Below are 26,768 nucleotides of genomic sequence, written 5' to 3'. Positions count from 1 at the left end.
GGAGGGGCTCGGGGTGGGGGTGGTGCAGAAGGCACCGCACCGCCTCATCCTGAACCACCCCCACCTCCTGCCTCCTCCCCACAAGGGGGAGGAGAGGGGCGGTAGCCGAAGCGATCAACCGGAAACGGCATCACTCCTCCCGCGCCTTCTCCCGCAGCAGAAACTTCTGCACCTTGCCCGTCGAGGTCTTGGGCAGCTCGCCGAACACCACGTGACGCGGCAGCTTGTAGGGGGCGAGCCGCTCGCGGCACCACGCCACCAACTCCTCGGCCGTGGCCTCCCGCCCCTCCTTCAACTCGACGAAGGCGCAGGGCGTCTCGCCCCATTTCGCGTCGGGTTTGGCGACCACGGCGGCGGCGGCGACCGAGGGGTGCTTGAACAGGGCGTCCTCCACCTCGATCGAGGAGATGTTCTCGCCGCCTGAGATGATGATGTCCTTCGAGCGGTCCTTCAGCTGGATGTAGCCGTCGGGGTGCTTCACCCCGAGATCGCCGGAGCGGAACCAGCCGCCCTTGAAGGCGGCCTGCGTCGAGGCCGGGTTCTTCAGGTAGCCGCGCATCACCACGTTGCCGCGGAACATCACCTCGCCGAGGCTCGTCCCGTCGGCGGGCAGCGATTCCATCGTCTCAGGGTCGCGCACGTCGAGCCCTTCCAGCACCGGGTAGCGCACGCCCTGGCGGGCCTTCTTCCGGGCGCGCTCGTCGGGGGCGAGCGCGTCCCATTCGTCGTGCCACGCATTCACCACCGCCGGGCCGTAGGTCTCGGTCAGGCCGTAGAGATGGGTGACGTCGAAGCCGGCCTCGCCCATGGCGGCGAGCACCGCCTCGGGCGGCGGCGCGGCCGCGGTGAGGAAGTGGACCCGCCGGGGGAGGGGGCGCTTCTGGTCCTCGGGGGCGTTCAGGAGCGTCGACATCACGATCGGCGCCCCCGAGAGGTGGGTGACGCCGTGCTCGGCGAGCGCCGCGTACATCGCGGGCGCCCGCACCTGCCGCAGGCAGACATGGGTGCCGGCCACGATCGAGAGCGTCCAGGGGAAGCACCAGCCGTTGCAGTGGAACATCGGCAGGGTCCAGAGATAGACCGCGTGCTGCGGCAGCCCGGCGGTGATGACGTTGCCGAGGGAGAGCAGCGCTGCGCCGCGGTGGTGGTAGACCACGCCCTTCGGGTCACCGGTGGTGCCCGACGTGTAGTTCAGCGAGATCGCGTCCCACTCGTCCGCCGGCATCGCCCAGGCGTAACCGGGATCGCCCGCGGCCAGGAACGCTTCGTAATCGGTCTCGCCGATGGAGGCGCCGTCCCCGGCGAATTCCGGGTCGTCGTAATCGATGACGAGGGGCGAGACGCCGGCCCGGTCGAGCGCCTCGCGGCCGATCCGCGCGAATTCGCGATCGACGATGAAGACCTTGGCCTCGCCGTGGTCGAGGCAGAAGGCGAGCGCCGCCGCGTCGAGGCGGGTGTTGAGGGTGTTGAGCACCGCCCCCGTCATCGGCACGCCGTAGTGGCACTCGATCATCGCCGGCGTGTTGGCGAGCAGCACCGCGACCGTATCGCCGCGGCCGATGCCGCGGGCGGCCAGGGCCGCGGCGAGGCGGCGGCAGCGGGCGTCGAGCTCGGCATAGGAGCGGCGCAGGGGGCCGTGGATCACCGCGACCTGATCCGGAAAGGTGCGGGCGGCGCGGTCGAGATAGCTCAGCGGCGTGAGCGGCTGGTAATTGGCCGGGTTCCGATCGAGATCCCGATCGTAGATCGTCGTACGCGCCATGGTCCCGCCTCCCGTTCGAGGGGAGAGTATCCGAGCGCCGCAGACGAGACGACAGAGAAAAGGCCCCGCGGGCGGAAAGCCCGGGAGCCTTGTCGGATCAGGTTCGAGGGATGGAGCGCGGGAAAGGCCGGAAAGGGCCGATCAACGCTCCCGGCCGCTGAGGAGCTTCTCCAGGGCGGCGAGCCCGCTGCGCTCGGCAGCCTCTTCCGTGGTCTGCACCCGGTCGGCGCGCTGGAAGAGCTTGCCGTTCCGGCGGATGGCCCAGGTGAAGTGCCCGGCGGGGCGCTCGCAGGCTTCGATTTCGAGGGTGTAGGGATTTGCGCTGTTGTTTGCCATGAGCGGGATATAGGGTCGCCCTCCCGGTCCGGCTACCCATCCGGTGCATGGTTGCGTTGCTTTTTGCGGGAAGGCCCGCGTCCGGCGAAGCTTTGCCGAGGCGACCGCGCGAAGCCGCGTCGCCGGGACCGAGGGCGGGCACCGCCGTATTTGACAATCGGGGCGGGATCACCGACACGGCGCCCCGGCCGGATGCGGGCCGTCCACCGGCCTGAACCGTTCCGCCCGCCCGAGCCGCCGATGCCCGTACCCTCCCGCCCGAGCCAGACCGTGCCGCAAGCGGGCAGCCCCCACCGATGACGAGCCTCAGCGTCGGCCCGTCCGCGGCATCGCGGGCGGATCTCGTCCGGCCGCCCGCCGGCGCGCTGCGCCTCGCGGACCGGGTGCTGTCGTTCGGGGCGGCGAGCCATGTCCGGGCCTGCCTCCTGCTCCTGGTGATCGGCCTCGCGAGCTTCCTGCCGGGCCTGTCCACGCTCCAGCCGATGGACCGGGACGAGCCGCGCTTCGCGCAGGCCTCGAAGCAGATGCTGGAGACGGGCGACCTCGTCGATATCCGCTTCCAGGCCGAGGCGCGCCACAAGAAGCCGGTCGGGATCTACTGGGCGCAGGCCGCCGCCGTCGCGGCCGGCGAGGCCCTCGGCGTGCCGCGGGCCCGCACGCAGATCGGGCTCTACCGGATCCCCTCGCTCCTCGGCGCGCTGGCGGCGATCCTGCTGACCTACTGGGCGGGCCTCGCCCTCCTCGACCGGCGCTGGGCGCTGCTGGCCGCGGCGCTGTTCGGGGCCTGCATCATGCTCTCGGCGGAGGCCCGGCTCGCCAAGACCGACGCGCTGCTCACCGCCTGCTCGGTCGCGGCCTTCGGGGCGCTCGCCCGCGCCTGGCTCGGACGCGCCCGGCTGGAGCGCCGCCGCGGTCCGGCCTCCCTCGGGACGGCTCTGGTCTTCTGGCTCGGGATCGCCCTCGGCATCCTCGTGAAGGGGCCGATGGTGCCGCTCTTCGCGGGACTGGCCGCCCTCGTCCTCTGCCTGCGCGAGGGCTCGGCCCGCTGGCTGCTCGACCTGCGCCCGCGGCTCGGCGTCCTCATCACCCTCGCCGTCGTGGCGCCCTGGTTCCTGGCGATCGCCTGGAAGAGCGGCGGCGCCTTCTTCGGCGAGGCGGTGGGGCGCGACATGCTCGGCAAGGTCGGCTCCGGCGCCGAGAAGCACTGGGGCCCGCCCGGCGCCTACGCGCTCGCCTTCTTCGCCACCTTCTGGCCGGGCGCCGCCTTCGCCGCCCTGGCCATCCCCTTCGCCTGGGCGCGGCGGGGCGAGGAGGCGGTGGCGCTGCTCATCGCCTGGATCGTGCCGATGTGGCTGATCTTCGAGGCGGTGCCGACCAAGCTGCCGCACTACGTCCTGCCCCTGTTGCCGGCGGTGGCGATCCTCACCGTGCTGGCGCTGTCCCGCGGCGCCCTCGATCCGCGCCGGCCGGGCGCGCGCTGGGTGGCGGGCCTCGTCGTGCTGATCCCGGTCGGGCTGACGCTCGGCCTGAGCCTGGCCGCGTGGCGGCTCGACCACGCGCTGCCGCTCGCCGCCCTGCCGCTGCTCTTGGCCGCCTGCGCGCTGGCCGCGCTCGCCTGGGCCGCCTTCGCTCGGGGGGCGGGGCAGGGGGCCGGAGAGGCGGCTCTCGCCCTCGGCGTCGCCGCCTCGGTGGTGCTGTCGGGGGCCGTGTTCGGCCTGACCCAGCCGGTGCTGCAGAGCCTCAAGGTCTCGCCGCGGCTCGCCGCGATCCGCGACGCCCTGCCCTGCGAGAAGCCCCAGGTGGCGAGCCTCGGGCTTCGCGAGCCGAGCCTCGTCTTCACCGTCGGCACGGACCTTGCCATGCTGAATTCCGGCGCCGAGGCCGCCGCCTTCCTGCGTGAGGGGGGCTGCCGCCTCGTACTGGTCGAGGACCGGTTCGCCGCCGCGTTCGCCGCCGCGGAAGGCGGTCAGCCGCGAGAGGCCGTCGGCCGGCTCACGGGCTTCAACATCAACGGCGGCAAGCCGGTCGGGGTCTCCGCCTACGCCGCGCTGCCGGGTGCCACCCCATGAGCATGACGAGCGATTCCGGGCCGCTGCGCCTCAGCGTGGTGGTGCCGGTGAAGAACGAGGCCGGCAACATCGCGGCGCTGGTGGCCGAGATCGGCCATGCCTGCCACAACCTCGCGCCGTTCGAGGTCATCTACGTCGATGACGGCTCGACCGACGACACCCTCGCCACGCTCCAGGGGCTGCGGGCGAAGACCCCGTGGCTCCGCGTGGTGCGCCACGACCGCAGCGGCGGTCAGAGCGGGGCGGTGCGCAGCGGCGTGCTGCGCGCCCGCGCGCCCGTCATCGCCACCCTCGACGGCGACGGCCAGAACGACCCGTCCTTCATCCCCGTGCTCTACGCCGCCCTCGACCAGGGCGGCGCGGGCGTCGGCCTCGCCCAGGGCCAGCGGATCGGCCGCAAGGGCGCGTGGAAGCAATTCCAGTCGCGGATCGCCAACGGCGTGCGCGGAAAGATCCTGAAGGACGCCACGCGCGATACCGGCTGCGGGCTCAAGGTGTTTCGCCGCGAGGTCTACCTCGCGCTGCCCTATTTCGACGCGCTCCACCGCTTCATGCCGGCGCTCGTCACCCGCGAGGGGTTCGGCGTGGTCCACCGCGACGTGGTCGACCGGCCGCGCTTCACCGGCCGCTCGAATTACGGAATGTTCGACCGGCTCTGGGTCGGCATCCTCGATCTCGCCGGCGTGTGGTGGCTGATCCGGCGGCGGCGGCCCGCCCCGCGGGCCGAGGATGTGCCCCAGGACGCGCCCGGCGACGTGGCGCACAGCGAGGCCCGGTGACCCCATGCTGATCCAGCTCGCCGAGGATCTCCCGGCCTATTTCTACGACGTGTTCGTCACCCGCTTCGATTTCTGGCTGGTGTTCGGCATCGCGGCGCAGCTCGTGTTCGGCTCGCGCTTCATCCTGCAATGGATCGCCAGCGAGCGGGCCGGCAAGAGCGTGATGCCGCTCTCGTTCTGGTTCCTGTCGATCCTCGGCGGGCTGATGACCCTGGTCTACGGCTTCGTGCGCCGGGAGCCGGTGATCATCATCGGCCAGGGGCTCTCGACCTTCATCTACCTGCGCAACCTCGCCCTGATCTTTCGCGAGCAGCGGCGCGCCCGCAAGGCTTGAGGCCCCCGTTCCATGTTCCCGAGCGTGACGGGCGCGGGCGACCCCGAGAGCATCGCCCACATCATCCAGGTGGCGCTCGCCCCCGCCTTCCTGCTCTCGGCGCTGGCGACCCTGCTCAACGTGTTCTCGACCCGCCTCGGCCGCGTCGCCGACAAGGTCGATGCCCTCTCGGCCACCCTGCCGGGTGCGGACGCGGAGGCGCGGGCGACGCTGGCCCTGCGCCTCGCCTATCTGCGCCGCCGCTCGCTCCTGCTCGACGGTGCCGTGGTGCTGGCGAGCCTCGGCGGCGTGATGACGGGCGCCGCCGTGCTGACCCTGTTCGTCGGCGCCCTGCGCGACGCCTCCGCAGCCTCGGTGCTGTTCGCCTGTTTCGGCTTCGCGCTCGCCTGCACCATCCTGGCGATCCTGGCCTTCCTCGCCGAGATCCTCCTGGCCGGCCGCGGCGTGCGCCTGGAGGTCGAGCGCAAGCAGGACCGGGCAGGCTGAAGCATCGTCGTTTCCGAAAGCCGGCAACCCCCTTTCGGGACGACGCTCTCGTCAGGGTTTCGAAAGGGCGAGCCCTTTCGTGGGTCCAGGGCGAAGCCCTGGAGGCTCGACGAGGCAATAATCCTCCGCCCGCATCCGCTCGGTCCCCCGCACGTAAGTGCCCACCGTGCCGGGCCAGAGGGTGCGGTTGCGGCCCGAGCGATCGAGATACCAGCTGCCGCAGCCGCCCCGCATCCAGATGCTGCCCTCCATCCGCGCATCGACCTCGGCGCGGAAGCCGGCTTGAGCCTCGGGCCGCACCTCCAGCACGAAGCCGGGATGCGCGCGCAGGCGCCGAAGCGCGTCGAGGACGTGGGCGACCTGCGCCTCCACCATCAGCAGCACCGAGTTGTGGCCGAGCCCGGTATTGGGGCCGAGCAGCAGGAAGAGGTTCGGGAAGCCCGCGACCGAGACGCCGCGGAAGGCGTCCGCCCCGTCCTTCCACGCCTGCAGCAGGCTCGACCCCTCGCGCCCGATCACCTCGGTCCGCAGCAGGCTGCCGCCGGGGGAGAAGCCGGTGGCGAAGATCAGCACGTCGAACGGGTGCTCGGCGCCGTCCGCGGTGACGACGCCGTGGGGCAGAACCGCGCGGATCGGCGCGGTGACGAGGCTGACATGGGGCCGGGCCAGCGCCGGGTAGTAGTCGTCGGAGAGCAGCACCCGCTTGCAGCCGAGCCGGTAATCGGGCGTCAGCTTCGCGCGCAGCTCGGGATCGGCGATGGCGGCGGCGAGGTGCCGGCGCGCCATCGCCTCGGCCAGTCCGGTCACGGTCGAGACGCGGGTGAAGCCCGCCAGCGCCGCGGCCTCGCGGCGCCAGAACAGCGAGGCGCGGTAGAGCCGGCGCAGGGGGGCGACCCGAAGGATCCGGCGCAGGCCCCGGCCGACTGGAGCGTCGCCGCGGGGCAGGATCCAGGGGGCCGAGCGCTGGAACTGGGTGAGGTGGGCGACGCCGCCGACGATCTCCGGCACGAACTGCACCGCGCTCGCCCCCGTGCCGATCACGCCGACGCGTTTCCCCGTCAGGTCGCAGGCATGGTCCCAGGTCGCGGAGTGGAAGGCGGTGCCGGCGAATGTCTCCAGGCCGGGGAGGCGGGGCAGGGCGGGGTGGTGCAGGGCGCCCATGGCACCGACGAGCACGCGGGTGGAGAAGGCGCCCCTGTCGGTCTCGACCCGCCACGTCCCCGCGGCCGCGTCGAAGACGGCCCGCTCCACCCGCGTCTCCAGGCGCAGGAACGGCGCGAGGCCGTGCTCGGCGACGAGGTCTTCGAGATATGCCGCGATCTCGGACTGCGGCGCGAACAGGCGCGTCCAGTCGGATTTCGGGGCGAAGGAGAGGGAGTAGAGCTGCGAGGGCACGTCGCAGGCGGCCCCCGGATAGGTGTTCTCCCGCCACGTGCCGCCGATGCCGGCGGCCTTCTCGATCACGAGGAGGCGGTCGAACCCGGCCTGCCGCGCGCGGATCGCCATGGCGAGGCCGGAGAAGCCGGCGCCGACGATGATCAGGTCGAGGGGTGCCCCGCTCACGCGGCGGTCTCCGCCCGGTGAGTGCCCTCTTCCAGGGCGCGGTGCAGGAAGAGCGCCGCCCTGTCGAGGGAGTGGCGCGCCTCCGGCAAAAAACTCTCGGCGAGTTGCCAGGCATGCGCCACCACGGGGAACACCGTGAGATCGACCGGCACGCCCGCGGCCTTGGCCTTCTCGGCGAGCCGCAGGGAATCGTCGCGCAGGATCTCGCGGGCGCCGACATGGATCAGGAGCGGCGGGAAGCCGGACAGATCGGCCTCGATCGGCGATGCGCGCGGGTCGGCGGGGTCGGCCCCGGCGAGATAGGCCGGCACGAGCCGCGTCAGGGCTTCCGGGCGGAACATCGCGTCCCGCCGCCCATTCGTGCGGAACGAGGCGCTGCGGCCGATCAGGTCGGTGGCCGGCGAGAACAGGGCCGCCGCCGCGGGCGGTGTCAGGCCGAGGCGGCGCGCCTCGATGATCGTGGCGAGCGCCAGGGTGCCGCCCGCGGAATCGCCGGCGAGGACCGCCGGCCCGGCCTCCGCGAGCGCGGCCCACACCGCGGTGCAATCCTCGACGGCGGCGGGGAAGGGATGCTCCGGCGCCAGCCGGTAATCCGGCGTGAACACCCGGAAGCCCGCACGAGCGAAGCGGCCGGTGACCGGGCGGTAGACGAGCGCCGAGCAGGCGATGAAGCCGCCGCCGTGGAGATAGAGCAGGGTGGGGCGCTCGTCCGCGCCCCTGCCCGTGTCCCTGCCCTCGGCCTGCGCCCACTCGCCGGGCACGCCGCCGACCGTGCCTCGGGTGAAGGCGACGCCGGACGGCGCCGGGAACTGGGCGCGCTCGAAGGCCCGGCGGATCGCGAAGACGTCGTGGGTTCCGCCGAGACGTCCCTTCACCGCGAGGCGGATGGCGAGATCGTAGAGGTGGGCGCGCAGGCTCGCCATGGTCAGGTGTCCACCCTCATCGGTCGTCCCGCACGGCGCGGCGGATCAGCGACCAGTAGCGCACCGGCATCAGGCGCTGGATCAGCAGGGCGCGGCGGGCATCCGCGCCGATCACCACCCGGGGCGAGCGCGCCTCGATGCCGCGCAGGATCGCCGCGGCCGCCGTCTCCGGGCGCAGGGTCAGCAGGCGCTCGAAGGCGGCGAGCCCCTCGGCGGCCTCCCGCGGATCCATCCCGCGGGGCGTGCGGGCGTTGCGGGCGATGGCGGTGGCGACGCCTCCGGGATGCACCAGTGTCACGCCGAGCCCGGTGCCCTCGACCTCGTGGCGCAGGGCCTCGGTGAAGCCGCGCACGGCGAACTTGCTCGCCGCGTAGGCCGCCTGCCCCGCGGGCGCGATGATGCCGAACACGCTCGACAGGTTGACGATCTGCGCTTGGTCCTCGGCCCGCAGCAGCGGCAGGCAGGCATGGGTCAGCCGCATCACCGCGTGCAGGTTCACGTCCATCAGCCAGTCGATGTCGGCCGGGTCGGTGTCCTCGAACCGGCCGCCGAGCGCCACGCCGGCATTGTTGACGAGAAGCTGCAGGCCGCCGTGGCGGGCCTGAACCGCGCCCGGCAGGGCGAGGAGCGCCGCCCGGTCGGCGAGGTCGAGCACGTGCTCGCTGACCGCGACGCCGGCGGCGCGGGCGGCCCGCGCCGTCTGGCCCAAGCCCGGCGCGTCCCGGTCGGCCAGGGCCAGGGCGCAGCCCCGCTCCGCCAGCGCGAGGCTCAGCGCCGCGCCGATGCCGCTCGCCGCCCCCGTGACGAGGGCGGTCCGGCCCCGCAGGACGAAGCGCCGTGCCATCGCGTCTCAGGCCTCCGGGGGGAGGGGGCGCGTGCCGGTGGCCTCGGCCAGGGCCTCGATCTCGGCCAGCTTGGCGTGGAGCGCCGACCAGTCGTCGGCCTCGGCGATCGGCGCCCAGAGCGCCTCGACCTCGTCGATCAGCATCGTGCAGGGTTCTTCGCGGGCGAAGTAGGGGTGGTCGAGGTTCACGGTCGGGGAGGGGCGCATCGCCTGGAGCGCGGCGTGGACCGGGCGGAAGGCGTCGCCGGCATAGTGCTCGCCCGCCGGGCTCCGGGCCGCGCGGGGCTCGCTCGCCAGCCCGCCGCGCCAGTCGAAGAAGACCTGCTCGAACGGGGCGCGGCTCTTCTCGAGGAAGGCCCAGAAGGCGCCGACCAGCCGGTGGACCGCGCCCTCGCCCTCCCCCTGCACGGGCGTGATGCCGAGCCGGAACAGGATCGCTTCGGCAAACGCGTCCTGGAGCGCGGGCCCGAAGGTCTTCAGCCCCGCCTCCAGCCGCTCCTTCGGCACGAGCCCGAGCAGGCAATCGGCCAGCCGGCTCAGGTTCCAGAACAGGGCCTCGGGCTGGCGGCCGAAGCTGTAGAGGCCCCACTCGTCGAAATAGGCGGCGGTGAAGGCCGGGTCGTGCGCGGGGGCGAAGCGCCACGGCCCGTAATCGAAGCTCTCGCCGGTGACGTTGATGTTGTCGGTGTTGAGCACGCCGTGGACGAAGCCCGCGGCCATCCACTGCGCCCCCATCCGCGCCACCCGCGCCGTCATCGCCTCGAAGAACAGGGCCGCCCGCTCAGCTCCGTCCGCCGCCCGGATGCCCGGATAGTACGTCTCGACCACGTGATCGACGAGGCGGGCGATGTTTTGGGGCTGTTCGAGGAACAGGAAGCGCTGGAAGGTGCCGATGCGCAGGTGCGAGTGGGAGAGCCGCACCAGCACCGCCGAGCGGGTGGGGGAGGGCTCGTCGCCCCGCTCCAGCGCCTCGCCGGTCTCGATCAGGCTGAACGATTTCGAGGTCTCGACGCCGAGCGCCTCCAGCATGGCGGTGGCGAGCACCTCGCGCACCCCGCCCTTCAGGGTCAGCCGCCCGTCCGCCCCGCGCGACCAGGGCGTCGTGCCGCTGCCCTTGGTGCCGAGATCGAGCAGCCGCCCGTCGCGCAGGTCGTGCAGTTGCGCGAACAGGAAGCCGCGCCCGTCGCCGAGATCGGGGTTGTAGGAGCGGAACTGATGGCCGTGGTAGCGCAGCGCCAGCGGGTGCTCGAACGAGCCGGGCAGGGGGCTGAAGCGCGCGAAATGCGCGATCCAGTCCTCGTCCGACAGGCCGTCGAGCCCGACGCGCCGCGCCCACGCTTGGTTGCGGTAGCGCAGGATCGCCGACGGGAAGGCGGCGGGCGCGACGACGTCGGCGAAGTCGGGCCCGAGGTCGGCGTGGCGGCGCGAGGCTTGATGAGGGGGCAGGGGTTCGGCTCCGGTGCGGCGGGAGGAGTCGGGCAGGCGCGAGGGAACGTCAAGCCGACGAACGGGTGAACCCATGGGCGGGGAGGGGCGATCCCTTCACGGAATATGTGTCGTGCCCTCCCCTGGCTATTCTGCCGCCCGCACGGCATGGCATCGGACCGGAACGAGCCTCGTACACGGACCTTCCCGCGTGACCCAAGCCACCCCCGGCTCCCGCGCCTCCGCGGTGGCCTATCCGATTCTGACGCTGACCACCCTGCTCTGGGCGGGCAACACGGTGGCCGGCAAGTGGGCGGTCGGCGAGGTTTCGCCGCAGGTTCTGACGACGCTGCGCTGGGCGTTCGCCTTCGCGGTGCTGGTGGTGGTGGCGCGCCGCCCCATCCTGGCGGACCGGGACCGGCTGGTGCAGCGCTGGCCCTACCTGTTCCTGATGGGGGCGTTCGGCTTCACGATCTTCGCGAGCCTGTTCTACGCTGCGGGCATCTACACCAAGGCGGTCAACGTCGCCCTGATCCAAGGGGCGATCCCCGTCTTCGTCATGGCGCTGAACTTCGCCGTGCGCCGCGTGCCGGTGCGGGCCGGGCAGCTTCTGGGCGCCGCCGTTACCCTGGTGGGCGTCGCGGTGGCGACGACCCACGGCGACCTCGCGGTGCTGGCCCATCTCGGCCTCAATCTCGGCGACGGGCTGATGCTCGTCGCGAGCCTGGTCTATGCCGGCTACACCGTGGCGCTTGCCGGGCGGCCCGCGGTGTCGGGGCTCGCCTTCTTCAGCGCCTTGGCGCTGGCCGCGCTCCTGACCTCGCTGCCGCCGCTGGCCGCCGAATGGGCGCTCGGCCGCTCGATCTGGCCCACCACCGCGACGGCCTGGGCGATCATCGCCTTCGTCGCGCTCGGCCCCTCGCTGCTGGCGCAGCTCTCCTTCATCCGCGGCGTCGAGCTGATCGGTCCGAACCGGGCCGGTCTGTTCGTGAACCTCGTCCCGGTCTTCGGCGCGGGGCTCGCCGTGCTGCTGGCGGGGGAGCCCTTCGGCGGCGCCGAGACGCTGGCGCTCCTCCTCGTGCTCGGCGGCATCCTCATCGCCGAGATCGCCGGGCGGCGCGCGGTACGGGCCAAGGGCCGCTGAAGGCGGGCGGAGGCGAAAAGGGTCCGAGGCGAGGGGGAGGGCGATCTCATTCCACCGCGGGTCGGGACACGGAACAGGACGGCACAGTCGTGGCATCCAAGCCCGCGACGAGCCTTTCCAGCCCCACCAGGACTGTTCGCATAAGATATATTATGGAACATGAGGATGTGTGCGCGACCCCCTTCCGGTATCCATTAACCATGAATCCCCGGCATTTTCCCAGATTTGCGCCGTTCTGCGCCGATGCGGTCCGGCCTGCGGCGGGTCTCTCGCAATCGTCACATTCGTCGGGCATCAGCCGGAGACATCGGGAAACAGAATCGGCTGTCAGACGCTTCGCCATGTCGTTCCGCACGCTTACGGGCCTGATCCTCGCCGCCGCCCTCGCCGGCCCGCTCGGCGTCACCGGCGCAGGCGCGCAGCCCGATGCGCCGCCGGTCACCGGACCACGGGTTCTGGAGTCGCAGAAGCCGGCCTCCGCCGATCGCCTGCCGGCGAAGCTCGTGCGGCTCGCCTCCCTACTCGGGCGGGACGGCGACGTGCGGATCGTGGCCTTCGGCTCCTCCTCGACGGAAGGGGCGGGTGCCTCGTCGCCGGCCACGGCCTACCCTGCCCTGCTGGAGCGCGACCTCGAGGAGCGCCTGCAGATCGGCGCATCGAGCCGCCGCTCGATCACCGTGATCAACCGCGGCAAGGGCGGCGACACCTCCGAGGCGATGGCGCGGCGCCTGGAGCGCGACGTGCTGGCCGAGCGTCCGGACCTCGTGGTCTGGCAGACCGGCAGCAACGATCCGCTCGCCGGGGTGCCGCTGGAGCGCTTCGTCGAACTGACCCGCGCCGGCATCCTGGCGATCCGCGCGACGGGGGCCGACGTGGTGCTGATGGACCAGCAATGGTGCCAGAGGCTGACGGGCGTGCAGGGCGCCGAGCGCTACGGCGAGGCGCTGCACGCGCTCGCGGCTGAACTCGGCGTGCCGGTGATCCGCCGCCGCGCCCTGATGCAGTCCTGGGTCACGCACGGGCTGATGACCCCGGCCCAGATGATCGGCCCCGACGGCCTGCACATGACCGATGCTGGCTACCGCCAGCTCGCCAGGGCGGCGGCCGCCCAGATCCTCGTCGGCGCCGGCCTGATCCAGCCCTCGCTCGCCCGGAACTGACCCTGGAACCGACCGGGGCAGGGGCGCCTTGTCCGCTGAGAGGCCCCCTCCCCGCCCCTTGCCCCGTCTCCTGTCCCTCCTCCTGCGTTGCGTCATGAAGCAGGCCGAACTGACCGAGGCGGCGCTGGCCGCCTTCCTCGATGCCTTCTACGCCCGGGTACGCCGCGATCCGCTGATCGGGCCCGTCTTCGCCCAAAAGATCCCGGACGAGGCGTGGCCGCGCCACCTCGCCACGATCCGCGACTTCTGGTCCTCGGTGCTGCTGAAGACCGGCCGCTACAAGGGCAACCCGTTCGGCCGCCATCTCGGCATCGAGGGGATCGCGCCAGCGCATTTCGCGCGCTGGCTCGGCCTGTTCGAGGAGACGGCGAGAGAGGTTTTCGAGCCGGCGATCGCGGCGGAGATCGTCGAGCGGGCGCATCGCATCGGCGATAGCCTCAAGGCCGGGTTGTTCTTCCGGCCGGAGATGCGGGACGTGCGGGCGTGATGCCTCGGCGTGTCCGGCCGATCGAACGGATCACAGATCGACCGTCGCGGTCAGCCCGTCATAGGCCGGCACCACGTTCGGCGGCAGCTTCCGCGCCAGCGTCGCGTAGTCGAGATCGGTGTGGAGGTTGGTGAGGATCGCCCGCTTCGGCGCGACCTCCTCGATCAGGGCGAGCGCGTCCGAGACCGAGTAGTGCGACGGGTGAGGGGTCTCGCGCAGGGCGTCGATGATCAGCAGGTCGAGGCCGTGCAGGCGGGCCTTGGCCGCCTCGGGCATCACGCTCACGTCCGGCGCGTAGGCGGCGGGGCCGAAGCGGAAGCCGTGGGCGATCTCGTTGCCGTGCTCCATGCGGAAGGCTTCCGCCGCGATCGGGCCGCCCGCTCCGTCGATGGTCAGGACCGCGCCCGCCTGCATCTCGTGCAGGTCGAGGATCGGCGGGTAGAGGCTGCCCGGCGGCGTCTCGAAGGCGTAGCCGAAGCGCTGGATCAGCATCGCCCGGGTGAGGGGGTCGGCGTGGACCGGGATGCGCCGGTGCATGTGGATGACGAGCGGGCGCACGTCGTCGATGCCGTGGGTGTGGTCGGCGTGGGCGTGGGTGTAGAGCAGGGCGTCGAGGCGGGTGACGCCGGCATCGATGAGCTGCTCGCGCAGGTCCGGCGAGGTGTCGATCAGCACCGTCGTGGCGACCCCTCCCCCGTTCCCTTCCCTGTTCCCTTGGCGCCGCTCCACCAGCAGCGAGCAGCGGCGGCGGCGGTTGCGCGGATCGGCCGGGTCGCAGGCGCCCCAGCCGTAGCCGACCCGCGGCACGCCGCCGGACGAGCCGCAGCCGAGGATGCGCAGGCTCAAGCGCGGCATGCCCCCTCCCCCATGCTCATCGCTCGACCCTCATCGCCCGGCCTTCATGCCGCCCCTCATGCCGCCAAGCCCTCGATCGCCGCGGCCTTGGCGAACAGCCGGTAGAAGTTGGCCGTGCTGCGCGCGGCGAAGTCCTCGAAGGGCAGGTCGAGCGCCTTGGCCAGCACCCGCGCGGTGTCGGCGGTGTAGGCCGGCTCGCAGCGCCGGCCCCGGTGCGGCTCGGGCGCGAGGAACGGCGCGTCGGTCTCGACCAGGATGCGGTCGAGTGGCACGCTCCGGGCGATGTCGCGGAGCGCATCCGAGCGGCGGAAGGTGACGATGCCGGAGAACGACACCGACAGGCCGAGCTCGACCCCGACTTCAGCGAGCCGCGCGCCCGAGGAGAAGCAGTGCAGCACCGCCTTGAACGGCGCTCGCGCCATCTCGTCGGTGAGCACCGCCTCCATATGCGCGTCGGCGTCGCGGGAATGGATCACCAGCGGCAGGCCGGAGAGGCGGGCGGCCTCGATATGCGCGCGCAGCACCCGCTCCTGCACCGCCGCGGGGGCGGCGTCCGCGTAATGGTAGTCGAGCCCCGCCTCGCCGATGCCGACGCAGCGCGGGGCGTCGGCGAGCGCTGCGATGTTTTCCGCCGGGACGTCCGGCTCCTCGGCGGCGCCGTGCGGGTGGGTGCCGACCGTGTACCAGACCGCCGCGTGCGCCTCGGCGAGCGCGCGGTAGCTGTCCGCCTTGGCGACCCGCGTCGAGATGGTGAGGAGGCGCGTCACGCCGGTCTCGGCCGCGCGGGCGATCACCCCGGGGATGTCCGCGGCGAAATCCGGAAAGTCGAGATGGCAGTGGCTGTCGACCAGCATGGTCTCTTCGGGCAGATTTGTTTGGGGAGGAGCGGCGCGGGGCGACGGCGTCAGGCCGCCGCCTCCGGCTTCTCGAAGCGTGGGAAGATCGGGGCCGGGGCGGGCAGGGCCGTGCCGGCCTGCAGGCGGTGCTCGGGGCCGGCGAAGGCGAAGCTGCGCGCGTCCACCGGCACGGCGAGCAGGTCGAGCAGGGCCGCGCCCGCCGTCGGCACGAAAGGCTGCACCATCAGGCCGACCCGGCGCAGGGTCTCGACCGTGACGTAGAGCACCGTGTTCATCCGCTCCGGATCGGACTTGCGCAGGCGCCACGGCTCCTCGGAGGCGAAGTAGCGGTTGGTCTCGGCCACGACCGCCCAGATCTCGGCCAGGATCGCGTGCAGGGCGAGATCGCGCATCAGCCCCCGCGCCGTCTCCGGCAGGGCGGCGGCGGCGGCGAGCAGGCGCTCGTCGGCCTCCGTGAGGGGCCCCGGTTCCGGCACCGCGCCCCCGCAGTTTTTCGCCACCATCGAGAGCGAGCGCTGGGCGAGGTTGCCGAGGTCGTTGGCGAGATCCGCGTTGATGCGGGTGATGATCGCCTCGTGGTCGTAATTGCCGTCGCCGCCGAAGGGCGCCTCGCGCAGGAGGAAGTAGCGCACCGGATCGACGCCGTAGGTGTCGACGAGATCGAGCGGATCGACCACGTTGCCGAGCGACTTCGAGATCTTCTCGCCGCGGCTGAGGAAGAAGCCGTGGCCGAAGATGCGCTTGGGCAGCGGCAGCCCGGCCGACATCAGGAAGGCCGGCCAGTAGACCGCGTGGAAGCGGACGATGTCCTTGCCGATGATGTGGAGCGCCGCCGGCCAGAACCGGGCGTTGGGCGCCTGCGCATCGGGAAAGCCCGTCACCGTCAGGTAGTTGGTGAGCGCGTCGACCCAGACATACATGACGTGGCCCGGCCGGTCCGGCACCGGCACACCCCAGTCGAAGGTGGTGCGGCTCATCGAGAGATCCTTGAGGCCGGATCGCACGAAGCTCGCGACCTCGTTCATCCGCGTCTCCGGGCCGAGGAAGTCCGGCTGCTTCGCGTAGAGCGCGAGCAGGGGCTCCTGGTACTTGGAGAGGCGGAAGAGGTAGTTCTCCTCCTCCATCCACTCGACGGGCGTGTCCGTCTTGATCGAGCGGCGGCCGCCGTCGGGGCCGAGCACGGTCTCGGCCTCGTCGTAATAGGCCTCGTCGCGCACGGAGTACCAGCCGGCATACTTGGCCAGATAGATGTCGCCGTTGGCCTCCATGCGCCGCCACAGCGCCTGGGCGGCGGCGTAATGGTCGGGCTCGGTGGTGCGGATGAAGCGGTCGTAGGCGCAGTCGAACCGGTCGGCCATCGCCTTGAAGCGCCCGGCCATGTCGTCGACGAAGGCACGCGGCGTCACCCCGGCCCTGGCGGCGGTCTGCTGGATCTTGAGGCCGTGCTCGTCGGTGCCGGTGGTGAACAGCACCTCGCGCCCGTCGAGGCGGTGGAAGCGGGCGATGGCGTCGGTGGCGATGACCTCGTAGGCGTGGCCGATATGCGGCGCGCCGTTGGGGTAGGAGATCGCCGTGGTGATGAGGAAGGGCTCGTTCGCCTTCTCGCTCGCGCTCACGTCAGAAGATGTCCCGGATGCGAAGGGTCGGTCGGACTGAAGAGCCTTGTGGCGCGAAAACGTCCCGCGACGCAACCGGACCTGCGGCAGCCGCGGGCCGGCTCAGACGCGAGAAAGCCCCGCCAGGGACCCGGCGGGGCTTTCTCGTCCGACAGCGTTCGTGCGGCTTGCCGAGACGCTCAGGCGGCGTGCCGGGCGGCGACCGGCGAGAGGTTCTCGTTGCCGACCTTGACCGCGTTGCGCTTCGGGGCGGCCGGGGCGGCCTCGCCGACGGCGGCGAACTCACCGGCGGACACGGTGCCGGCCTGCGGGCCGAAGCGGTTGGCCACCAGGGTGACCAGGAAGATGTTGGCCGCACCGGCGGCGACGGCGGCGAGGAGAGCCAGAGAGATCATGAGGAGCGTCCCGTGCGGTGTGTTGCGTTGCAGCGTATGTGCCACCGCAGCGCACCTTTTGGTATACCAGACACCATATGCCACGCATTCGCTGGACGCATGGATCGAAGCTCTGCAGGCCTGAGACCTGTCATTTTTGCAATATGGTGCGCGATTGCCCGGCTTTCTGATCTATTGTGCATGGACACGGGGCCGGACATCGGTTTAATCCTCGCCGGCAACGAGACGGTCGAATATTGAGGCTCACGCGTGAGCCGTGCGCGTCGATCTCACTCTCCGGATGCTTCGAGGAAGGTCTGCATGTCCATCGCCAAGGTTCGCGAGTCCGACGAGCAGTGGATCGAGCTTCCGGAGCCGAATCTTGACCGCCATTTCCTGCGCGCGCATCCTCAGGCTGCCAACGACAACCGGCGCTCGTTAAGCGAAACCTTCCGTGCCGTGCAGGTCGGCGCCTGCGTTGTCCTGATCGGCGCCGCGACGCTGATCGGTGCCCTGATCTGACCGAACCTCGGACGGAGGCCGCGCTGCCGTGCAGGCCGAACCGGTGACAACAAAAAAGGCGCCTCGCGGCGCCTTCTTCGTCTCGGTGGTCTGAGGCCGGTCCTAGGAAGCCTTGCGACGGCCCTTGCCTTCCGCCCCGCCGGCCGGCTCCGAGCCCTCGACGTTCAGGCGCTCGGCGATCTGCGTCAGCAGCTGATCGGTCTTCTTCTCTTCCTGCAGGGTCTCGTCGAGCAGCTTGGCGGCGTCCGCGTAGCCGAGTTGGCTCGCCCAGGTCTTCAGCGTGCCGTAGCGGGCGATCTCGTAATGCTCGACGGCCTGGGCGCAGGCCGCCAGCACGGCATCGGCCGCCGGGCTGTCCTCGAAATCCTCGAGATCCTCCTCCATCTCCGAGGTCAGCCCCTGCATCGCCTCGCAGGTCTTCGCGCGGGACGGCTTGCCGATGATCTCGAACACCTGCTGCAGACGCTCGACCTGACCGGCGCTTTCCTCGGCATGCGTCTCGAAGGCTTGGCGCAGCTCCTCGTGCTCGGCCGCCTTGGCCGACTTCTTCAGCGCACGCACGGACTGTTTCTCGGCGTAATAAACGTCCTTCAGCGTCTCGTAGAACGCATCGTGCAAGGTCTTCTGTTTGGTGGCCATGGTGATTCGTCTCCGGATTGTTCAACGGGTCGGCTGCGGGAGCGATCTCACCGGCAGCCTGTCCCGTTGAAACGCCACGCTCGGCGCCCGGGTCCGCAAATTATAGCGGGGAAGACTGCAAAATTGCTGGGAACCTTCGGGCGGATGAACCACGCCGCGAACGGCTCTGCCCTCCGCCACCCTGGCCTGTCCCGGGTCGCCCGCCGCGCCGCCGAAGGGCTCGTTCCCCTCCGCGTGCGGATGTCGAAGGCCGGCCGCCCGACCTGTTGCCGAATGGCAGCACGCGCCGACGAACGCCGCCGCCACGCCAAAACGGCCCAAGTCTTCGTTACGGATCGCTTCCGAAGCCCGCGGGGACCCGACGCGCCCGCCGGGGCCGGAAACACGCACCGTCATGCTCGCACGCCTTGCCCGGATGCTGCCCAGGCCCGCACGGACCGCGCCGCTGGCCGCCGCCCAGCCGGCCACCGGCCTCGGACCGGGGGTCGCCCTGGAGGCCGGGCCCGTCCCCGCCTCGGCCGGCCGCCGCGCGACCGCCGGCCTTGCCAACATCCAGATCCTGCGCGGGCTCGCGGCGGCGACGGTGCTCGTCCATCACGCGGCGGTCTACGCCCAGATCCTGCGCGGGGCGGAGCCTTCGTTCCCGACCTTCGAGGCGATGATGGGCGTGTGGGGCGTCGCCGTCTTCTTCGCGATTTCCGGGACCCTGATGGCGGGGCTCGTGGTGCGCGACCGCCCCCTGGTGTTCCTGGCGCACCGAATCTCGCGGATCTTCCCGACCTACCTCGCGGTCGTCGCGCTGTTCGCCGCCGTGTTCGCCGCCCTCGGCCTGAGCCTCGGCGGTCTCGCTCCGCTCTCCCTGTCGCTCGCGCCCGCCGGCCCGCGCAGCTACGCGCTCAACGTCGAGTGGACCCTCGTCTTCGAGACGAGTTTCTACGTCGGCCTGTTCGGGCTGGCGAGTGCCGGCCTCGCCCGCCGGATCGTGCCGCTGGCCGTCCTCTGGCTGGTCCTGCTCGCGGCGGCGTTCCTGCTGCTGCCGACGGCCTCGCACGACCTGGTCCTGCCGCCGGCCTACCTGCTGCCCGTGGCGGCCGCCTGCGTGCCCTTCGCGGGCGGCCTGCTGCTGCCCCGGCTGATCGCCTCCGGCCGGATCACCCCCATGGCCGGCTTGCTCGCTCTCCCGCTGTTCGCCGCCTGCCTCTTCGTCGAGCGCGACGTGGCGCGCTGGCTCGGCGGGATCGCGGCGGTGCTGCTCGTGGGAGCCGCGGCCTCGGCCCGTCAGGCCCGGGGCGAAGGCGCCGTGACGCGGGCGGCGCTGTCCCTCGGCGATGCGAGTTACGTGCTCTACCTCGTCCACGTCCCGGTGCTGGTGCTGACCGCCCGGGCTGTGCCCGCCCACTGGTCCGGGCTCGCCTACGGACTCACCGCCATCGTGGTCGCGCTCGGGCTCGCCGTGCTGCTCGGACCCGTGGATCTCGCGCTCTACCGCGCCCTGCGCCGCCGCATCGACGCGGCCGCGCCCGTCACCCTCAGGCGCTGGCTCGCCGCCTACCTGCTGATGTTTGCCGGCTGTGCCGCCTGGGGCAGCGCGGACACCGCCCGCGACGACTGGCAGGAGAGACGGGCACGGATGGCGCTCGCCGCCCTGCCCGCCGGGAGCTGGGCCGACCCCGCGGCGGCCGCCGCGGCGATCGATGCCCGCGGCCTCACGCTTCCCGCCTCGATGCAGGGCGCGCTGGAGTTCATCACGCGCACCTCGCCGGTCGATGCCGTGGTCTCGGCCTACGCCTTCGATCCGGCGAGGCCGACGCAGACCTATCGGCTCGCCGTCTACTGCTCCGGCCGCCTGATCGGCCTCGATCGGCCGCGCCGGATGCGCAAGGATCTCGCCGAGGTGATCGGCCCGGCGCGTCCGGGCCACCGGATCGGCTTCTGGATGCAGATCCCCGCCGCCGCTTGCGCGGCGGACCCGGCCCCGCTCGCGCTCGCCATCGATGCGGACGGGCGGATGGGCGTGCTGGCTGCGCCGGGGCGCTGAACGCTTCTCACCCGGCTTCGTCGATCGCGCTCACGCCCGCGCGGCCGCCGCCAGTTCGCGGAAGGCCGCGAGCACCAGCGGGCGGCGGTCGAGGTTGTAGATCGCCGCCTCGCGGGCGGACGACGCGATGCGCTCGGCGGCCTCGACGAGCCCGAGCAGGCGGGCCGGTCCCTCGTCCCGGCGCCGGTCGAGCTCGGCGGCGACGTGGCGCTGGATCGCGTCGAGGACGGTGGCGAGCAGCGGCTCGGCGTCGCGGCCGGCGAGCGTCTCGGCGAGCTTGAGCACGCGCCGCCCGTCGGGCTCGGGCAGGCCGGCGAGCAGGGCGGAGACCTCCGCCTCGACCGCGGCGGTGGCGGGGTCGAGCAGCGCCACCGCGCGGGCGACCGAGCCCTCGCAGAGCGCCACCGCCCGCGCCAGGGCCGCCGCCTCGGGCGGAGCGAAGGGCGGCGGAAAGTCCTCGATCACGGCGCGGACGTCGGCCTCGGCGAGGGGGCGCAGCGCCAGGGCCCGGCAGCGGGAGCGGATCGTCGGCAGCAGCCGGCCCGGCGCGTGGGAGACGATGAGGAAGATCGCCCGCGGCGGCGGCTCCTCGATCATCTTCAGGAGGGCGTTGGCGCTGTTGGCGTTAAGGTCCTCGGCGCTGTCGACGATGCAGACGCGCCACCCCCCCTCCCCGCCCGCGGTCGAGCCGAACAGGGCGAGCGCCTCGCGGGCGGCATCGACCGAGATGCGGGTCGGCAGCGTCTTGGCGCCGGGGGCCTGGACGCGGCGCAGGGCGACCAGGTTCGGGTGCGACAGCGCCGCCACCTGCCGCGCCGCCGGGTGGTCCTCAGGCACGTCGAGGGAATCGGGGGAGGGGAGCGTGCGCGGGTCGGCGACGAGCCGGCGCGCGACGCGGTAGGCGAGCGTCGCCTTGCCGATGCCCGCCGGGCCGCCGATCAGCCAGGCGTGGTGGAGCCGGCCCGCGGCGAGCGCCCCGGCGAAGGCGGCCTCCGCCTGGGGCTGGCCGCGGAGGCGGGTCTGCTCGCGCGGGCGCGGCACGTTGGCGAGGTCGCCCGCCTCGGCCTCGGTGCGGGCGGCGTCGCGGGGGAGGCGGGCGGAATCAGGCCGCATGGTCCTGCCCCTCCCCCGTTGCCGGCAGCAGATCCGGCCGCCACGCGGAGACGGCGGCGCGGATCCGGGCCTCGACCGCCTCGGGGCCGCGATCGGCATCGATCACGCGGCAGCGCTCCGGCTCGGCCTCGGCGATGGCGCGGAAGGCCGCCCGCAGCCGCTCGTGGAAACCGAGCGCTTCCGCCTCGAACCGGTCGGCGGGCTCCCCCTCCCCGCGGCGCTGCGCCCGGGCCAGCCCGACCTCGGGGGCCAGATCGAGGATCAGGGTGAGGTCGGGGCGCAGGCCCTCCAGCGTCACCCGCTCCAGGCTGGCGATCAGCCCCGGCTCCAGGCCGCCGGCCGCGCCCTGGTAGGCGCGGGTCGAGTCGGCGAAGCGGTCGCACAGCACGATCGCGCCGCGGGCGAGCGCCGGGCGGATCAGCCCCTCGATGTGGTCGATGCGGGCGGCGGCGAACATCAGCGCCTCGGCAAACGGCCCGTAGGGCTTGGCGACGCCCCGCAACAGCGCCGCGCGCAGCTCTTCCGCCCGCTTCGTGCCGCCGGGCTCGCGGGTGGTCACGACCTCGCGCCCGCTCGCCTGCCTCAGGGCTTCGGCGAGACGCGCGATCTGGGTGGACTTGCCCGCCCCCTCCCCGCCCTCGAAGGTGATGAAGACGCCCCGCGGCGCATCGCTCGACATGGGATGCGGGCTAGCACAGCGGGGGGTCGCGCGCGACCTATACCGCCGCGCCTTTCCGCCCCGTCAGCCAGGAGGCGGCCAGCACCACGAGGCCGATCGCCGCGATCATCAGCGTGGAGGCGGCGTTGATCTCCGGGTTCACCCCGAGGCGGACCTGGCTGTAGATTCGCATCGGCAGGGTGGTGGCGCCGGGCCCCGAGACGAAGCTCGCGATCACGAGGTCGTCGAGCGACAGGGTGAAGGCGAGCAGGAACCCGGCGACGACGGAGGGCGCGATCAGCGGCAGGGTGATGCCGAAGAAGACGCGGGCCGGCCCCGCGCCGAGATCGGCCGCCGCCTCCTCCAGCGAGCGGTCGAGCCCTTTCAGGCGGGCGCCGACCACCACCGCGACGAAGCCGGTGGCGAAGGTCGCATGGGCGATGACGAGGGTCGCGATGCCCCGGTCGAGGCCGATGCCGACGAAGAGCAGCAGCAGCGACAGGCCGGTGATGACTTCCGGCATCACCATCGGCGCGTAGAGGAGCCCGGTATAGGCGCCGCGCCCGAGAAAGCGCCCGTGCCGGTCGAGGGCCAGGGCGGCGCAGGTGCCGAGCACCCCGGCGATGGTGGCCGAGAGGACGGCGACCTTGAGCGAGACGAGCGCCGCGGCGATCAGCGGCCCGTCCCGGAACAGCACCCCGTACCACTGGGTCGAGAACCCGCCCCAGACGGTGACGAGCTTCGACGCGTTGAAGGAATAGACGACGAGCACCGCAATCGGCGCGTAGAGGAAGACCAGCGCCAGGGTGAGCACCGTGCGGGCGAACAGGCTCATCGCCTCGCCCCCTCGGCCGCCCCTTCCACCGCCTCCTCGCGCCGCTGCTCCGCCTCGCGGAACAGCACCACGGGGCCGACCACGAGGATCAGCAGCAGCACGGCGACGGCCGAGGCGAGCGGCCAGTCGCGGTTGGAGAAGAACTCGCTCCACAGGACGCGCCCGAGCATCAGCGTGTCCGAGCCGCCGAGCAGATCCGGGATGATGAACTCGCCGACCATCGGGATGAAGCAGAGCAGCGCCCCGGCGGCGAGGCCGGGCAGGCTCAGCGGCAGGGTGACGGTGAAGAAGGTCCGCGCCCGCGACGCGCCGAGGTCGGCGGCGGCCTCGGAGAGCGCCGGGTCGAGCCGGCTCATCACCGCGTAGAGCGGCAGCACCATGAAGGGCAGGTAGGCGTAGGTGAGCCCGATGAGCACGCCGAGGGGGCTGTCGAGGATCGGCAGCGGCGCCCCGATCAGCCCGAGCTTCAACAGGGCGGCGTTGAGCAGCCCCTCGGGCTTGAGGATCGCGATCCAGGCGTAGACCCGGATCAGGAAGCTCGTCCAGAACGGCACGATGACGAGGGCCACCAGGATCGGCTGCCAGCGCGGCGCGGCGCGCGCCATGGCGTAGGCGGTCGGCGTGCCGATCCCCACGAGGATCGCGGTGGCGAGCGCGGCGTAGCCCAGCGAGGACAGGGCGGCGTCGCGGTAGAGCGCGTCGGCCGCGATCATCTGGTAGTTCTGGAAGTCGAGCGCCTCGAAGAACTCGCGCCAGCCCTCCAGGCCACCATCCCATTCGAGCACCGGCAGGTAGGGCGGCTGGGCGGTCGCCGGCGAGGAGAAGCTGATCTTCAGCGTCACCGCGAAGGGCACGAGGAAGAACAGAGCCAGCCACAGGAGCGGCAGGCCCCGCACGAGGCCGCGGCCGAGGCGCCGCGACAGCTGCTGCGACGGGCCGCTCATGGCGGCAGGATCCGCGCGGCGTCGGCCGGCACCGCGAGCGAGACGGTCTCGCCGACGGACGGGATCGGGCCGGGCGCCGGCAGGGCGGCCGAGGCGCGCAGGGTCGCGCCGTTGGCCATCTCGACCCGGTAGCGGATGCGGTCGCCGAGGAAGGTCGCCTCGATCAAGCGACCTTGGAGCCGGCCTTCCAGGCTAGCCCCCTCCCCGCTCACGACAAGCCGCTCGGGGCGGATCGCGACCACGACGGCGTTGCCCGCCTCGCCCTCGCCGGTGGCGCGAAGGTTGCCCAGAGCCGTCTCGACGCTGCGGGTGCCGCCGGGCTCAGGCCCGCGGAGCCGGCCGTCGATCAGGTTCACGTCGCCGAGCAGGCCCGCGACGAAGCGGCTCGCCGGGCGCTCGTAGAGCTCGCGCGCCGGCCCCACCTGCACGAGGCGCCCGCGCTCCATCACGCCGATCCGGTCGGCAAGCGCCATCGCTTCCTCGGCGTCGTGGGTGACGACGACGAAGCTCGTGCCGAGCCGCCGCTGGATCGCCCGCAACTCCCCTTGCGTCTCCTCGCGCAGGGCCCGGTCGAGGGCACCGAGGGGCTCGTCGAGGAGGAGGAGGCGCGGCTCGCGGGCGAGCGCCCGGGCCAGGGCGACCCGCTGGCGCTGGCCGCCGGAGAGCTTGTCGGGGCGGCGCGCCTCGAAGCCTTCGAGCCGCACGAGCCGGAGCAGCGCCCTCACCCGCTCCGCGCTCTGCGCCCGGCTCAGGCCCAAGCCTTTCAGGCCGTAGGCGAGGTTGGCGGCCACGCTCATATGCGGGAACAGCGCGTAGGACTGGAACATCATGTTGACCGGCCGCCGGTGCGGCGGCAGCGCGGTCAGGTCCGTCTCGCCGAGCCGGATCGTGCCGGAATCCGGCGCCTCGAACCCGGCCACCATCCGCAGCAGGGTGCTCTTGCCGCAGCCGGACGGGCCGAGCAGGCAGAAGAACTCACCCCCCGCCAGGTCGAGGGAGACGGCATCGACGGCTAGGTGCGCGCCGAAGCGCTTGGTGACCCGCTCCAGGCGGAGCCTCTGTTCCGGATGGGAAGTGGTTGCGGGCAAGATGGATCTTCGGACCGGCGTCGCGACGGATCTCCGCGACTTGTCTTTTAAGGGATGCGTCTTCGCAGAAGCGGTGCTGCGGGCCGCCTCACGCGTCTTCCCGCAGCGCCTCCTGCACCCGCGCTTCGAGCAGGTCGGGGCGGCGGATGACGAGGGCGCCGCGGGTGCGGTCGATCAGTCCCTCGCCGGCCATCACCGTGAACTCGCGGGTCACCTGCTCCCGGCGGCAGCCGATGCGGGCGGCGAGGACGTGGTGGTAGGGCGGCGGCGTCACCACCCGCTCGCCGTCCTGTCCGGCCCGCGGCACGGAGAGGCGCAGCAGTTCGGCGTAGAGCCGGTGGCGCAGGTCGAGCAGCGCGTGCTCCATCAGCCGGGTGTTCAGTTCGCGCACGCGCTTGGCGAGCAGGCGGAACAGCCGGTCGGCGATGGCCTCGGAGGCGAACACGATCTGGCGGAAGACGGGAGCCGGCACCACGCAGACCTCGCCGCGGGTGAGCGCCGTGACGTTGGCCGAGCGGCCGATGCCGTCGAGAGCCGCCAGCTCGCCGAAGAAGGCGCCGGTGCGCATCTCGCCGAGGATGACCTCCTTGCCGGACTGGGACCGGTTGAGGATGCGCACTTCGCCCATGGCGAGGAAGTACACGTCGGTCGAGATGTCGTCGTAATCGACGAGCGTCTCGTTCTCGTCGAAGCGCCGCCAATGGCAGCGCGTCTCGAATGGGGAGAGATCGACACCCGGTTCCTTGAAGAACGGGATGCTCGCCAACCGGCCTGTCGCCACGCCTCTTGTACCTTAGTCTACGCGCGTAGAGCGAATGGTGAGGCCGCCGCCGGGGCGGGTCAAGTCGTGGCGCGCGGCTGCCGGACGATTGAGGTGGACGGCGTGGGCCTCGAACCGCCTCGCGGACCGGGTCGAGGCGCGCCTCGGATCCGGCGGACAATCAGAGGGCGTCTCCCGATTCGGCCGCCGCCGACGGATGTACCGACGCGAAAAGGCTCATCTGAGAAGCACTTAGCCGGAGAACGAATAAGCAACTAGTGATCGGCTTCCATGAAGTTGCGCATCGTGCAACAGGTTTTTTATACCGCACGTAGTCATTTTCCGCGTGATTTTGGGAAGCATTAACCGTAACCTTTGGCTGCGGATCTGAGGCAATCGCGGAGTTAACCGATGTTGGAAGGTTACCGTGACTTATTTCTGCAGGATGCTTTCAAGGTAGGACTGATTTCATCTTCGGCGAACCATCGTGATGTCGGATGCCTCGTTTGGGACGAGACACCCGATGGAGTCGATGTCGAGGTCGGTCCAGGTGTCGTCGTTCCTGATTCTGTGCGCTTATCCATTGCCTGCCTGAAGATCGACTGTCGCTGTGCCGTGGTCGAGCGCGAGGGCTGCCGTCTTCATCTTGCTTTCGTCCGCTGAGGCGGCACGGCAGCCGAACGCGCGGCTGACATCGAAGCGGGTCGTCATTTGCAAGACCGCGCGATCCATAGGATGCGTGCCGCGACGATTCACGAGCGTGTGAGCACCCGCACCCGTACGGGCCGGGAACGAGGCTAGCTTCTCCGCTCCCGGAGCGGACGGTCGGCCTATGGACGATGGACTTTTCCTGAGTGTGGTGCTGCTCGCGCTGGCGCTCGCCCTGTCCGGTCCGGCGGGCCTGCTGCTGGCGCTGCGGCAGCGGCAGCGCATTCGGGTCCTGGAGCGCCGCCTCGCTCTGGTCGAGGCGCGCCCGATCGCCGGCCCCGCGCCGAGCCCGATTCCAAGTGTGACCCCGACGTCCGCTCCCGCGCCGGAGCCGCCCCGTCCGGAACCGGCGCCCGAACCGCCGCCGCCGCGCGGCGCCGTCCCGTCCGTCCCGGCCGCGGCGCCGGAGCGGCCGGCGACGCCTGCCTCCCCTCCTCCCACCCCTCCTG

At 72.0% G+C, this 26,768-nt stretch carries 27 protein-coding genes and 1 pseudogene; 11 read left to right on the top strand and 17 right to left on the bottom strand.

Translation table 11 applies throughout. From position 1 onward, the window contains the following. Nucleotides 1-130 precede the first annotated feature (130 nt). Nucleotides 131-1,762 carry an acyl-CoA synthetase gene (locus ABS772_RS00825; RefSeq protein WP_350391689.1) on the bottom strand — a complete coding sequence of 544 codons (1,632 nt, stop codon included), beginning with the start codon at nucleotides 1,760-1,762 and terminating at the stop codon, nucleotides 131-133. A 141-nt stretch (nucleotides 1,763-1,903) separates the two neighbouring features. After that, nucleotides 1,904-2,098: a hypothetical protein gene (locus ABS772_RS00820; protein ID WP_003599068.1), complete on the bottom strand. Its 195-nt coding sequence runs from the start codon at nucleotides 2,096-2,098 to the stop codon at nucleotides 1,904-1,906. Nucleotides 2,099-2,394: 296 nt separating this feature from the next. Between ABS772_RS00820 and ABS772_RS00815 the strand changes: the two genes are divergently transcribed. The 4 genes from ABS772_RS00815 to ABS772_RS00800 are packed head-to-tail and all read left to right on the top strand — an operon-like array spanning nucleotide 2,395 to nucleotide 5,766. Then, nucleotides 2,395-4,167, top strand: a complete 1,773-nt coding sequence (locus ABS772_RS00815; RefSeq protein ID WP_350391688.1) for an ArnT family glycosyltransferase — start codon at nucleotides 2,395-2,397, stop codon at nucleotides 4,165-4,167. After that, nucleotides 4,164-4,946 (top strand): glycosyltransferase family 2 protein, encoded by a 783-nt coding sequence (locus tag ABS772_RS00810; RefSeq protein WP_350391687.1) that lies wholly within the window; start codon nucleotides 4,164-4,166, stop codon nucleotides 4,944-4,946. Before ABS772_RS00815 ends, ABS772_RS00810 begins: the two co-directional genes overlap by 4 nt. Before the next feature lie 4 nt (nucleotides 4,947-4,950). After that, nucleotides 4,951-5,280: a lipid-A-disaccharide synthase N-terminal domain-containing protein gene (locus ABS772_RS00805; RefSeq protein WP_238258786.1), complete on the top strand. Its 330-nt coding sequence runs from the start codon at nucleotides 4,951-4,953 to the stop codon at nucleotides 5,278-5,280. Nucleotides 5,281-5,292: 12 nt separating this feature from the next. Then, the gene (locus ABS772_RS00800) at nucleotides 5,293-5,766 is read left to right on the top strand and encodes a DUF2721 domain-containing protein (RefSeq protein ID WP_350391686.1); all 474 of its coding nucleotides are present in this window, start codon (nucleotides 5,293-5,295) and stop codon (nucleotides 5,764-5,766) included. Nucleotides 5,767-5,817: 51 nt separating this feature from the next. On the opposite strand, the gene ABS772_RS00795 is transcribed toward ABS772_RS00800, so the two are convergent. Genes ABS772_RS00795 through ABS772_RS00780 form a run of 4 tightly spaced genes read right to left on the bottom strand, consistent with a single transcriptional unit; the run spans nucleotide 5,818 to nucleotide 10,617 of the window. Next, nucleotides 5,818-7,329: a flavin-containing monooxygenase gene (locus ABS772_RS00795; RefSeq protein WP_350391685.1), complete on the bottom strand. Its 1,512-nt coding sequence runs from the start codon at nucleotides 7,327-7,329 to the stop codon at nucleotides 5,818-5,820. Continuing rightward, nucleotides 7,326-8,252, bottom strand: a complete 927-nt coding sequence (locus ABS772_RS00790) for an alpha/beta hydrolase (RefSeq protein WP_350391684.1) — start codon at nucleotides 8,250-8,252, stop codon at nucleotides 7,326-7,328. Before ABS772_RS00790 ends, ABS772_RS00795 begins: the two co-directional genes overlap by 4 nt. A gap of 16 nt (nucleotides 8,253-8,268) precedes the next feature. Then, the gene (locus ABS772_RS00785) at nucleotides 8,269-9,096 is read right to left on the bottom strand and encodes an SDR family NAD(P)-dependent oxidoreductase (protein WP_350391683.1); all 828 of its coding nucleotides are present in this window, start codon (nucleotides 9,094-9,096) and stop codon (nucleotides 8,269-8,271) included. A 6-nt stretch (nucleotides 9,097-9,102) separates the two neighbouring features. Beyond that, entirely contained in the window at nucleotides 9,103-10,617 is a 1,515-nt protein-coding gene (locus tag ABS772_RS00780) for a protein adenylyltransferase SelO (RefSeq protein ID WP_350391682.1), read from the bottom strand. A gap of 115 nt (nucleotides 10,618-10,732) precedes the next feature. Here ABS772_RS00780 and ABS772_RS00775 point away from each other — a divergent pair, with 115 nt between their 5' ends. From ABS772_RS00775 to ABS772_RS00765, 3 genes are all read left to right on the top strand, one after another. Continuing rightward, a complete protein-coding gene (locus tag ABS772_RS00775; RefSeq protein ID WP_238257678.1) occupies nucleotides 10,733-11,665 on the top strand; it encodes a DMT family transporter in 933 nt (310 codons plus the stop codon). 341 nt (nucleotides 11,666-12,006) lie between these two features. Beyond that, nucleotides 12,007-12,825: an SGNH/GDSL hydrolase family protein gene (locus tag ABS772_RS00770; protein ID WP_350391681.1), complete on the top strand. Its 819-nt coding sequence runs from the start codon at nucleotides 12,007-12,009 to the stop codon at nucleotides 12,823-12,825. Nucleotides 12,826-12,919: 94 nt separating this feature from the next. Further along, the gene (locus tag ABS772_RS00765) at nucleotides 12,920-13,312 is read left to right on the top strand and encodes a group III truncated hemoglobin (RefSeq protein ID WP_350391680.1); all 393 of its coding nucleotides are present in this window, start codon (nucleotides 12,920-12,922) and stop codon (nucleotides 13,310-13,312) included. Nucleotides 13,313-13,342: 30 nt separating this feature from the next. On the opposite strand, the gene ABS772_RS00760 is transcribed toward ABS772_RS00765, so the two are convergent. From ABS772_RS00760 to ABS772_RS00745, 4 genes are all read right to left on the bottom strand, one after another. Next, a complete protein-coding gene (locus ABS772_RS00760) occupies nucleotides 13,343-14,167 on the bottom strand; it encodes an MBL fold metallo-hydrolase (protein ID WP_350391679.1) in 825 nt (274 codons plus the stop codon). 56 nt (nucleotides 14,168-14,223) lie between these two features. Further along, nucleotides 14,224-15,021: a TatD family hydrolase gene (locus ABS772_RS00755; protein ID WP_350391678.1), complete on the bottom strand. Its 798-nt coding sequence runs from the start codon at nucleotides 15,019-15,021 to the stop codon at nucleotides 14,224-14,226. Between the two features lie 50 nt (nucleotides 15,022-15,071). Then, nucleotides 15,072-16,640: a methionine--tRNA ligase gene (gene metG, locus ABS772_RS00750; RefSeq protein WP_350391677.1), complete on the bottom strand. Its 1,569-nt coding sequence runs from the start codon at nucleotides 16,638-16,640 to the stop codon at nucleotides 15,072-15,074. 179 nt (nucleotides 16,641-16,819) lie between these two features. Next, nucleotides 16,820-17,035, bottom strand: coding sequence for a hypothetical protein (locus ABS772_RS00745; protein WP_238257690.1), 216 nt, complete (start codon nucleotides 17,033-17,035; stop codon nucleotides 16,820-16,822). 300 nt (nucleotides 17,036-17,335) lie between these two features. Between ABS772_RS00745 and ABS772_RS00740 the strand changes: the two genes are divergently transcribed. Beyond that, nucleotides 17,336-17,536, top strand: a complete 201-nt coding sequence (locus ABS772_RS00740; protein WP_238257691.1) for a hypothetical protein — start codon at nucleotides 17,336-17,338, stop codon at nucleotides 17,534-17,536. A gap of 102 nt (nucleotides 17,537-17,638) precedes the next feature. On the opposite strand, the gene ABS772_RS00735 is transcribed toward ABS772_RS00740, so the two are convergent. Continuing rightward, the gene (locus tag ABS772_RS00735) at nucleotides 17,639-18,175 is read right to left on the bottom strand and encodes a YciE/YciF ferroxidase family protein (RefSeq protein WP_238257693.1); all 537 of its coding nucleotides are present in this window, start codon (nucleotides 18,173-18,175) and stop codon (nucleotides 17,639-17,641) included. 394 nt (nucleotides 18,176-18,569) lie between these two features. Between ABS772_RS00735 and ABS772_RS00730 the strand changes: the two genes are divergently transcribed. After that, nucleotides 18,570-20,213 carry an acyltransferase family protein gene (locus ABS772_RS00730; protein WP_350391676.1) on the top strand — a complete coding sequence of 548 codons (1,644 nt, stop codon included), beginning with the start codon at nucleotides 18,570-18,572 and terminating at the stop codon, nucleotides 20,211-20,213. A gap of 30 nt (nucleotides 20,214-20,243) precedes the next feature. Here ABS772_RS00730 and ABS772_RS00725 read toward each other — a convergent pair whose 3' ends face one another. The 6 genes from ABS772_RS00725 to ABS772_RS00700 all read right to left on the bottom strand — a co-directional run bounded on the left by ABS772_RS00725 (nucleotide 20,244) and on the right by ABS772_RS00700 (nucleotide 25,632). Then, a complete protein-coding gene (locus ABS772_RS00725; RefSeq protein ID WP_350391675.1) occupies nucleotides 20,244-21,326 on the bottom strand; it encodes a DNA polymerase III subunit delta' in 1,083 nt (360 codons plus the stop codon). After that, on the bottom strand, nucleotides 21,316-22,005 hold the full coding sequence (gene tmk / locus ABS772_RS00720; protein WP_350391674.1) for a dTMP kinase: 690 nt from the start codon (nucleotides 22,003-22,005) through the stop codon (nucleotides 21,316-21,318). The genes ABS772_RS00725 and tmk overlap by 11 nt, the downstream gene beginning before the upstream one ends. Nucleotides 22,006-22,042: 37 nt before the next feature. Beyond that, complete coding sequence (locus ABS772_RS00715; RefSeq protein WP_350391673.1) at nucleotides 22,043-22,819, bottom strand: ABC transporter permease subunit; 777 nt, start codon at nucleotides 22,817-22,819, stop codon at nucleotides 22,043-22,045. After that, nucleotides 22,816-23,763: an ABC transporter permease gene (locus tag ABS772_RS00710; protein ID WP_350391672.1), complete on the bottom strand. Its 948-nt coding sequence runs from the start codon at nucleotides 23,761-23,763 to the stop codon at nucleotides 22,816-22,818. Before ABS772_RS00710 ends, ABS772_RS00715 begins: the two co-directional genes overlap by 4 nt. Further along, nucleotides 23,760-24,854, bottom strand: coding sequence for an ABC transporter ATP-binding protein (locus ABS772_RS00705; RefSeq protein WP_407942947.1), 1,095 nt, complete (start codon nucleotides 24,852-24,854; stop codon nucleotides 23,760-23,762). Before ABS772_RS00705 ends, ABS772_RS00710 begins: the two co-directional genes overlap by 4 nt. A gap of 85 nt (nucleotides 24,855-24,939) precedes the next feature. Beyond that, complete coding sequence (locus ABS772_RS00700) at nucleotides 24,940-25,632, bottom strand: Crp/Fnr family transcriptional regulator (protein WP_012456405.1); 693 nt, start codon at nucleotides 25,630-25,632, stop codon at nucleotides 24,940-24,942. Nucleotides 25,633-26,022: 390 nt separating this feature from the next. Here ABS772_RS00700 and ABS772_RS00695 point away from each other — a divergent pair, with 390 nt between their 5' ends. Then, entirely contained in the window at nucleotides 26,023-26,274 is a 252-nt protein-coding gene (locus ABS772_RS00695) for a hypothetical protein (protein ID WP_238258067.1), read from the top strand. A 169-nt stretch (nucleotides 26,275-26,443) separates the two neighbouring features. After that, nucleotides 26,444-26,768, top strand: a pseudogene (locus tag ABS772_RS00690) (DUF2339 domain-containing protein); the annotation flags it as partial.

The sequence above is a fragment of the Methylorubrum podarium genome (genome assembly GCF_040270385.1).
Taxonomy (GTDB): domain Bacteria; phylum Pseudomonadota; class Alphaproteobacteria; order Rhizobiales; family Beijerinckiaceae; genus Methylobacterium; species Methylobacterium podarium.
The sequence above is the reverse complement of the archived record's forward strand: the minus strand, read 5'-3'. Positions and strand labels throughout refer to the sequence as shown.

Coding starts and splice junctions, on each gene's coding strand:
- ABS772_RS00810 (WP_350391687.1), top strand. CDS start 4,164: ATGAGCATGACGAGCGATTCCGGGCCGCTGCGCCTCAGCGTGGTGGTG.
- ABS772_RS00805 (WP_238258786.1), top strand. CDS start 4,951: ATGCTGATCCAGCTCGCCGAGGATCTCCCGGCCTATTTCTACGACGTG.
- ABS772_RS00790 (WP_350391684.1), bottom strand. CDS start 8,252: ATGGCGAGCCTGCGCGCCCACCTCTACGATCTCGCCATCCGCCTCGCG.
- tmk (WP_350391674.1), bottom strand. CDS start 22,005: ATGTCGAGCGATGCGCCGCGGGGCGTCTTCATCACCTTCGAGGGCGGG.
- ABS772_RS00825 (WP_350391689.1), bottom strand. CDS start 1,762: ATGGCGCGTACGACGATCTACGATCGGGATCTCGATCGGAACCCGGCC.
- ABS772_RS00780 (WP_350391682.1), bottom strand. CDS start 10,617: ATGGGTTCACCCGTTCGTCGGCTTGACGTTCCCTCGCGCCTGCCCGAC.
- ABS772_RS00740 (WP_238257691.1), top strand. CDS start 17,336: ATGTCCATCGCCAAGGTTCGCGAGTCCGACGAGCAGTGGATCGAGCTT.
- ABS772_RS00800 (WP_350391686.1), top strand. CDS start 5,293: ATGTTCCCGAGCGTGACGGGCGCGGGCGACCCCGAGAGCATCGCCCAC.
- ABS772_RS00725 (WP_350391675.1), bottom strand. CDS start 21,326: ATGCGGCCTGATTCCGCCCGCCTCCCCCGCGACGCCGCCCGCACCGAG.
- ABS772_RS00710 (WP_350391672.1), bottom strand. CDS start 23,763: ATGAGCGGCCCGTCGCAGCAGCTGTCGCGGCGCCTCGGCCGCGGCCTC.
- ABS772_RS00695 (WP_238258067.1), top strand. CDS start 26,023: ATGTTGGAAGGTTACCGTGACTTATTTCTGCAGGATGCTTTCAAGGTA.
- ABS772_RS00755 (WP_350391678.1), bottom strand. CDS start 15,021: ATGCTGGTCGACAGCCACTGCCATCTCGACTTTCCGGATTTCGCCGCG.
- ABS772_RS00715 (WP_350391673.1), bottom strand. CDS start 22,819: ATGAGCCTGTTCGCCCGCACGGTGCTCACCCTGGCGCTGGTCTTCCTC.
- ABS772_RS00765 (WP_350391680.1), top strand. CDS start 12,920: ATGAAGCAGGCCGAACTGACCGAGGCGGCGCTGGCCGCCTTCCTCGAT.
- ABS772_RS00815 (WP_350391688.1), top strand. CDS start 2,395: ATGACGAGCCTCAGCGTCGGCCCGTCCGCGGCATCGCGGGCGGATCTC.
- ABS772_RS00745 (WP_238257690.1), bottom strand. CDS start 17,035: ATGATCTCTCTGGCTCTCCTCGCCGCCGTCGCCGCCGGTGCGGCCAAC.
- ABS772_RS00770 (WP_350391681.1), top strand. CDS start 12,007: ATGTCGTTCCGCACGCTTACGGGCCTGATCCTCGCCGCCGCCCTCGCC.
- ABS772_RS00820 (WP_003599068.1), bottom strand. CDS start 2,098: ATGGCAAACAACAGCGCAAATCCCTACACCCTCGAAATCGAAGCCTGC.
- ABS772_RS00735 (WP_238257693.1), bottom strand. CDS start 18,175: ATGGCCACCAAACAGAAGACCTTGCACGATGCGTTCTACGAGACGCTG.
- ABS772_RS00760 (WP_350391679.1), bottom strand. CDS start 14,167: ATGCCGCGCTTGAGCCTGCGCATCCTCGGCTGCGGCTCGTCCGGCGGC.
- ABS772_RS00730 (WP_350391676.1), top strand. CDS start 18,570: ATGCTCGCACGCCTTGCCCGGATGCTGCCCAGGCCCGCACGGACCGCG.
- ABS772_RS00785 (WP_350391683.1), bottom strand. CDS start 9,096: ATGGCACGGCGCTTCGTCCTGCGGGGCCGGACCGCCCTCGTCACGGGG.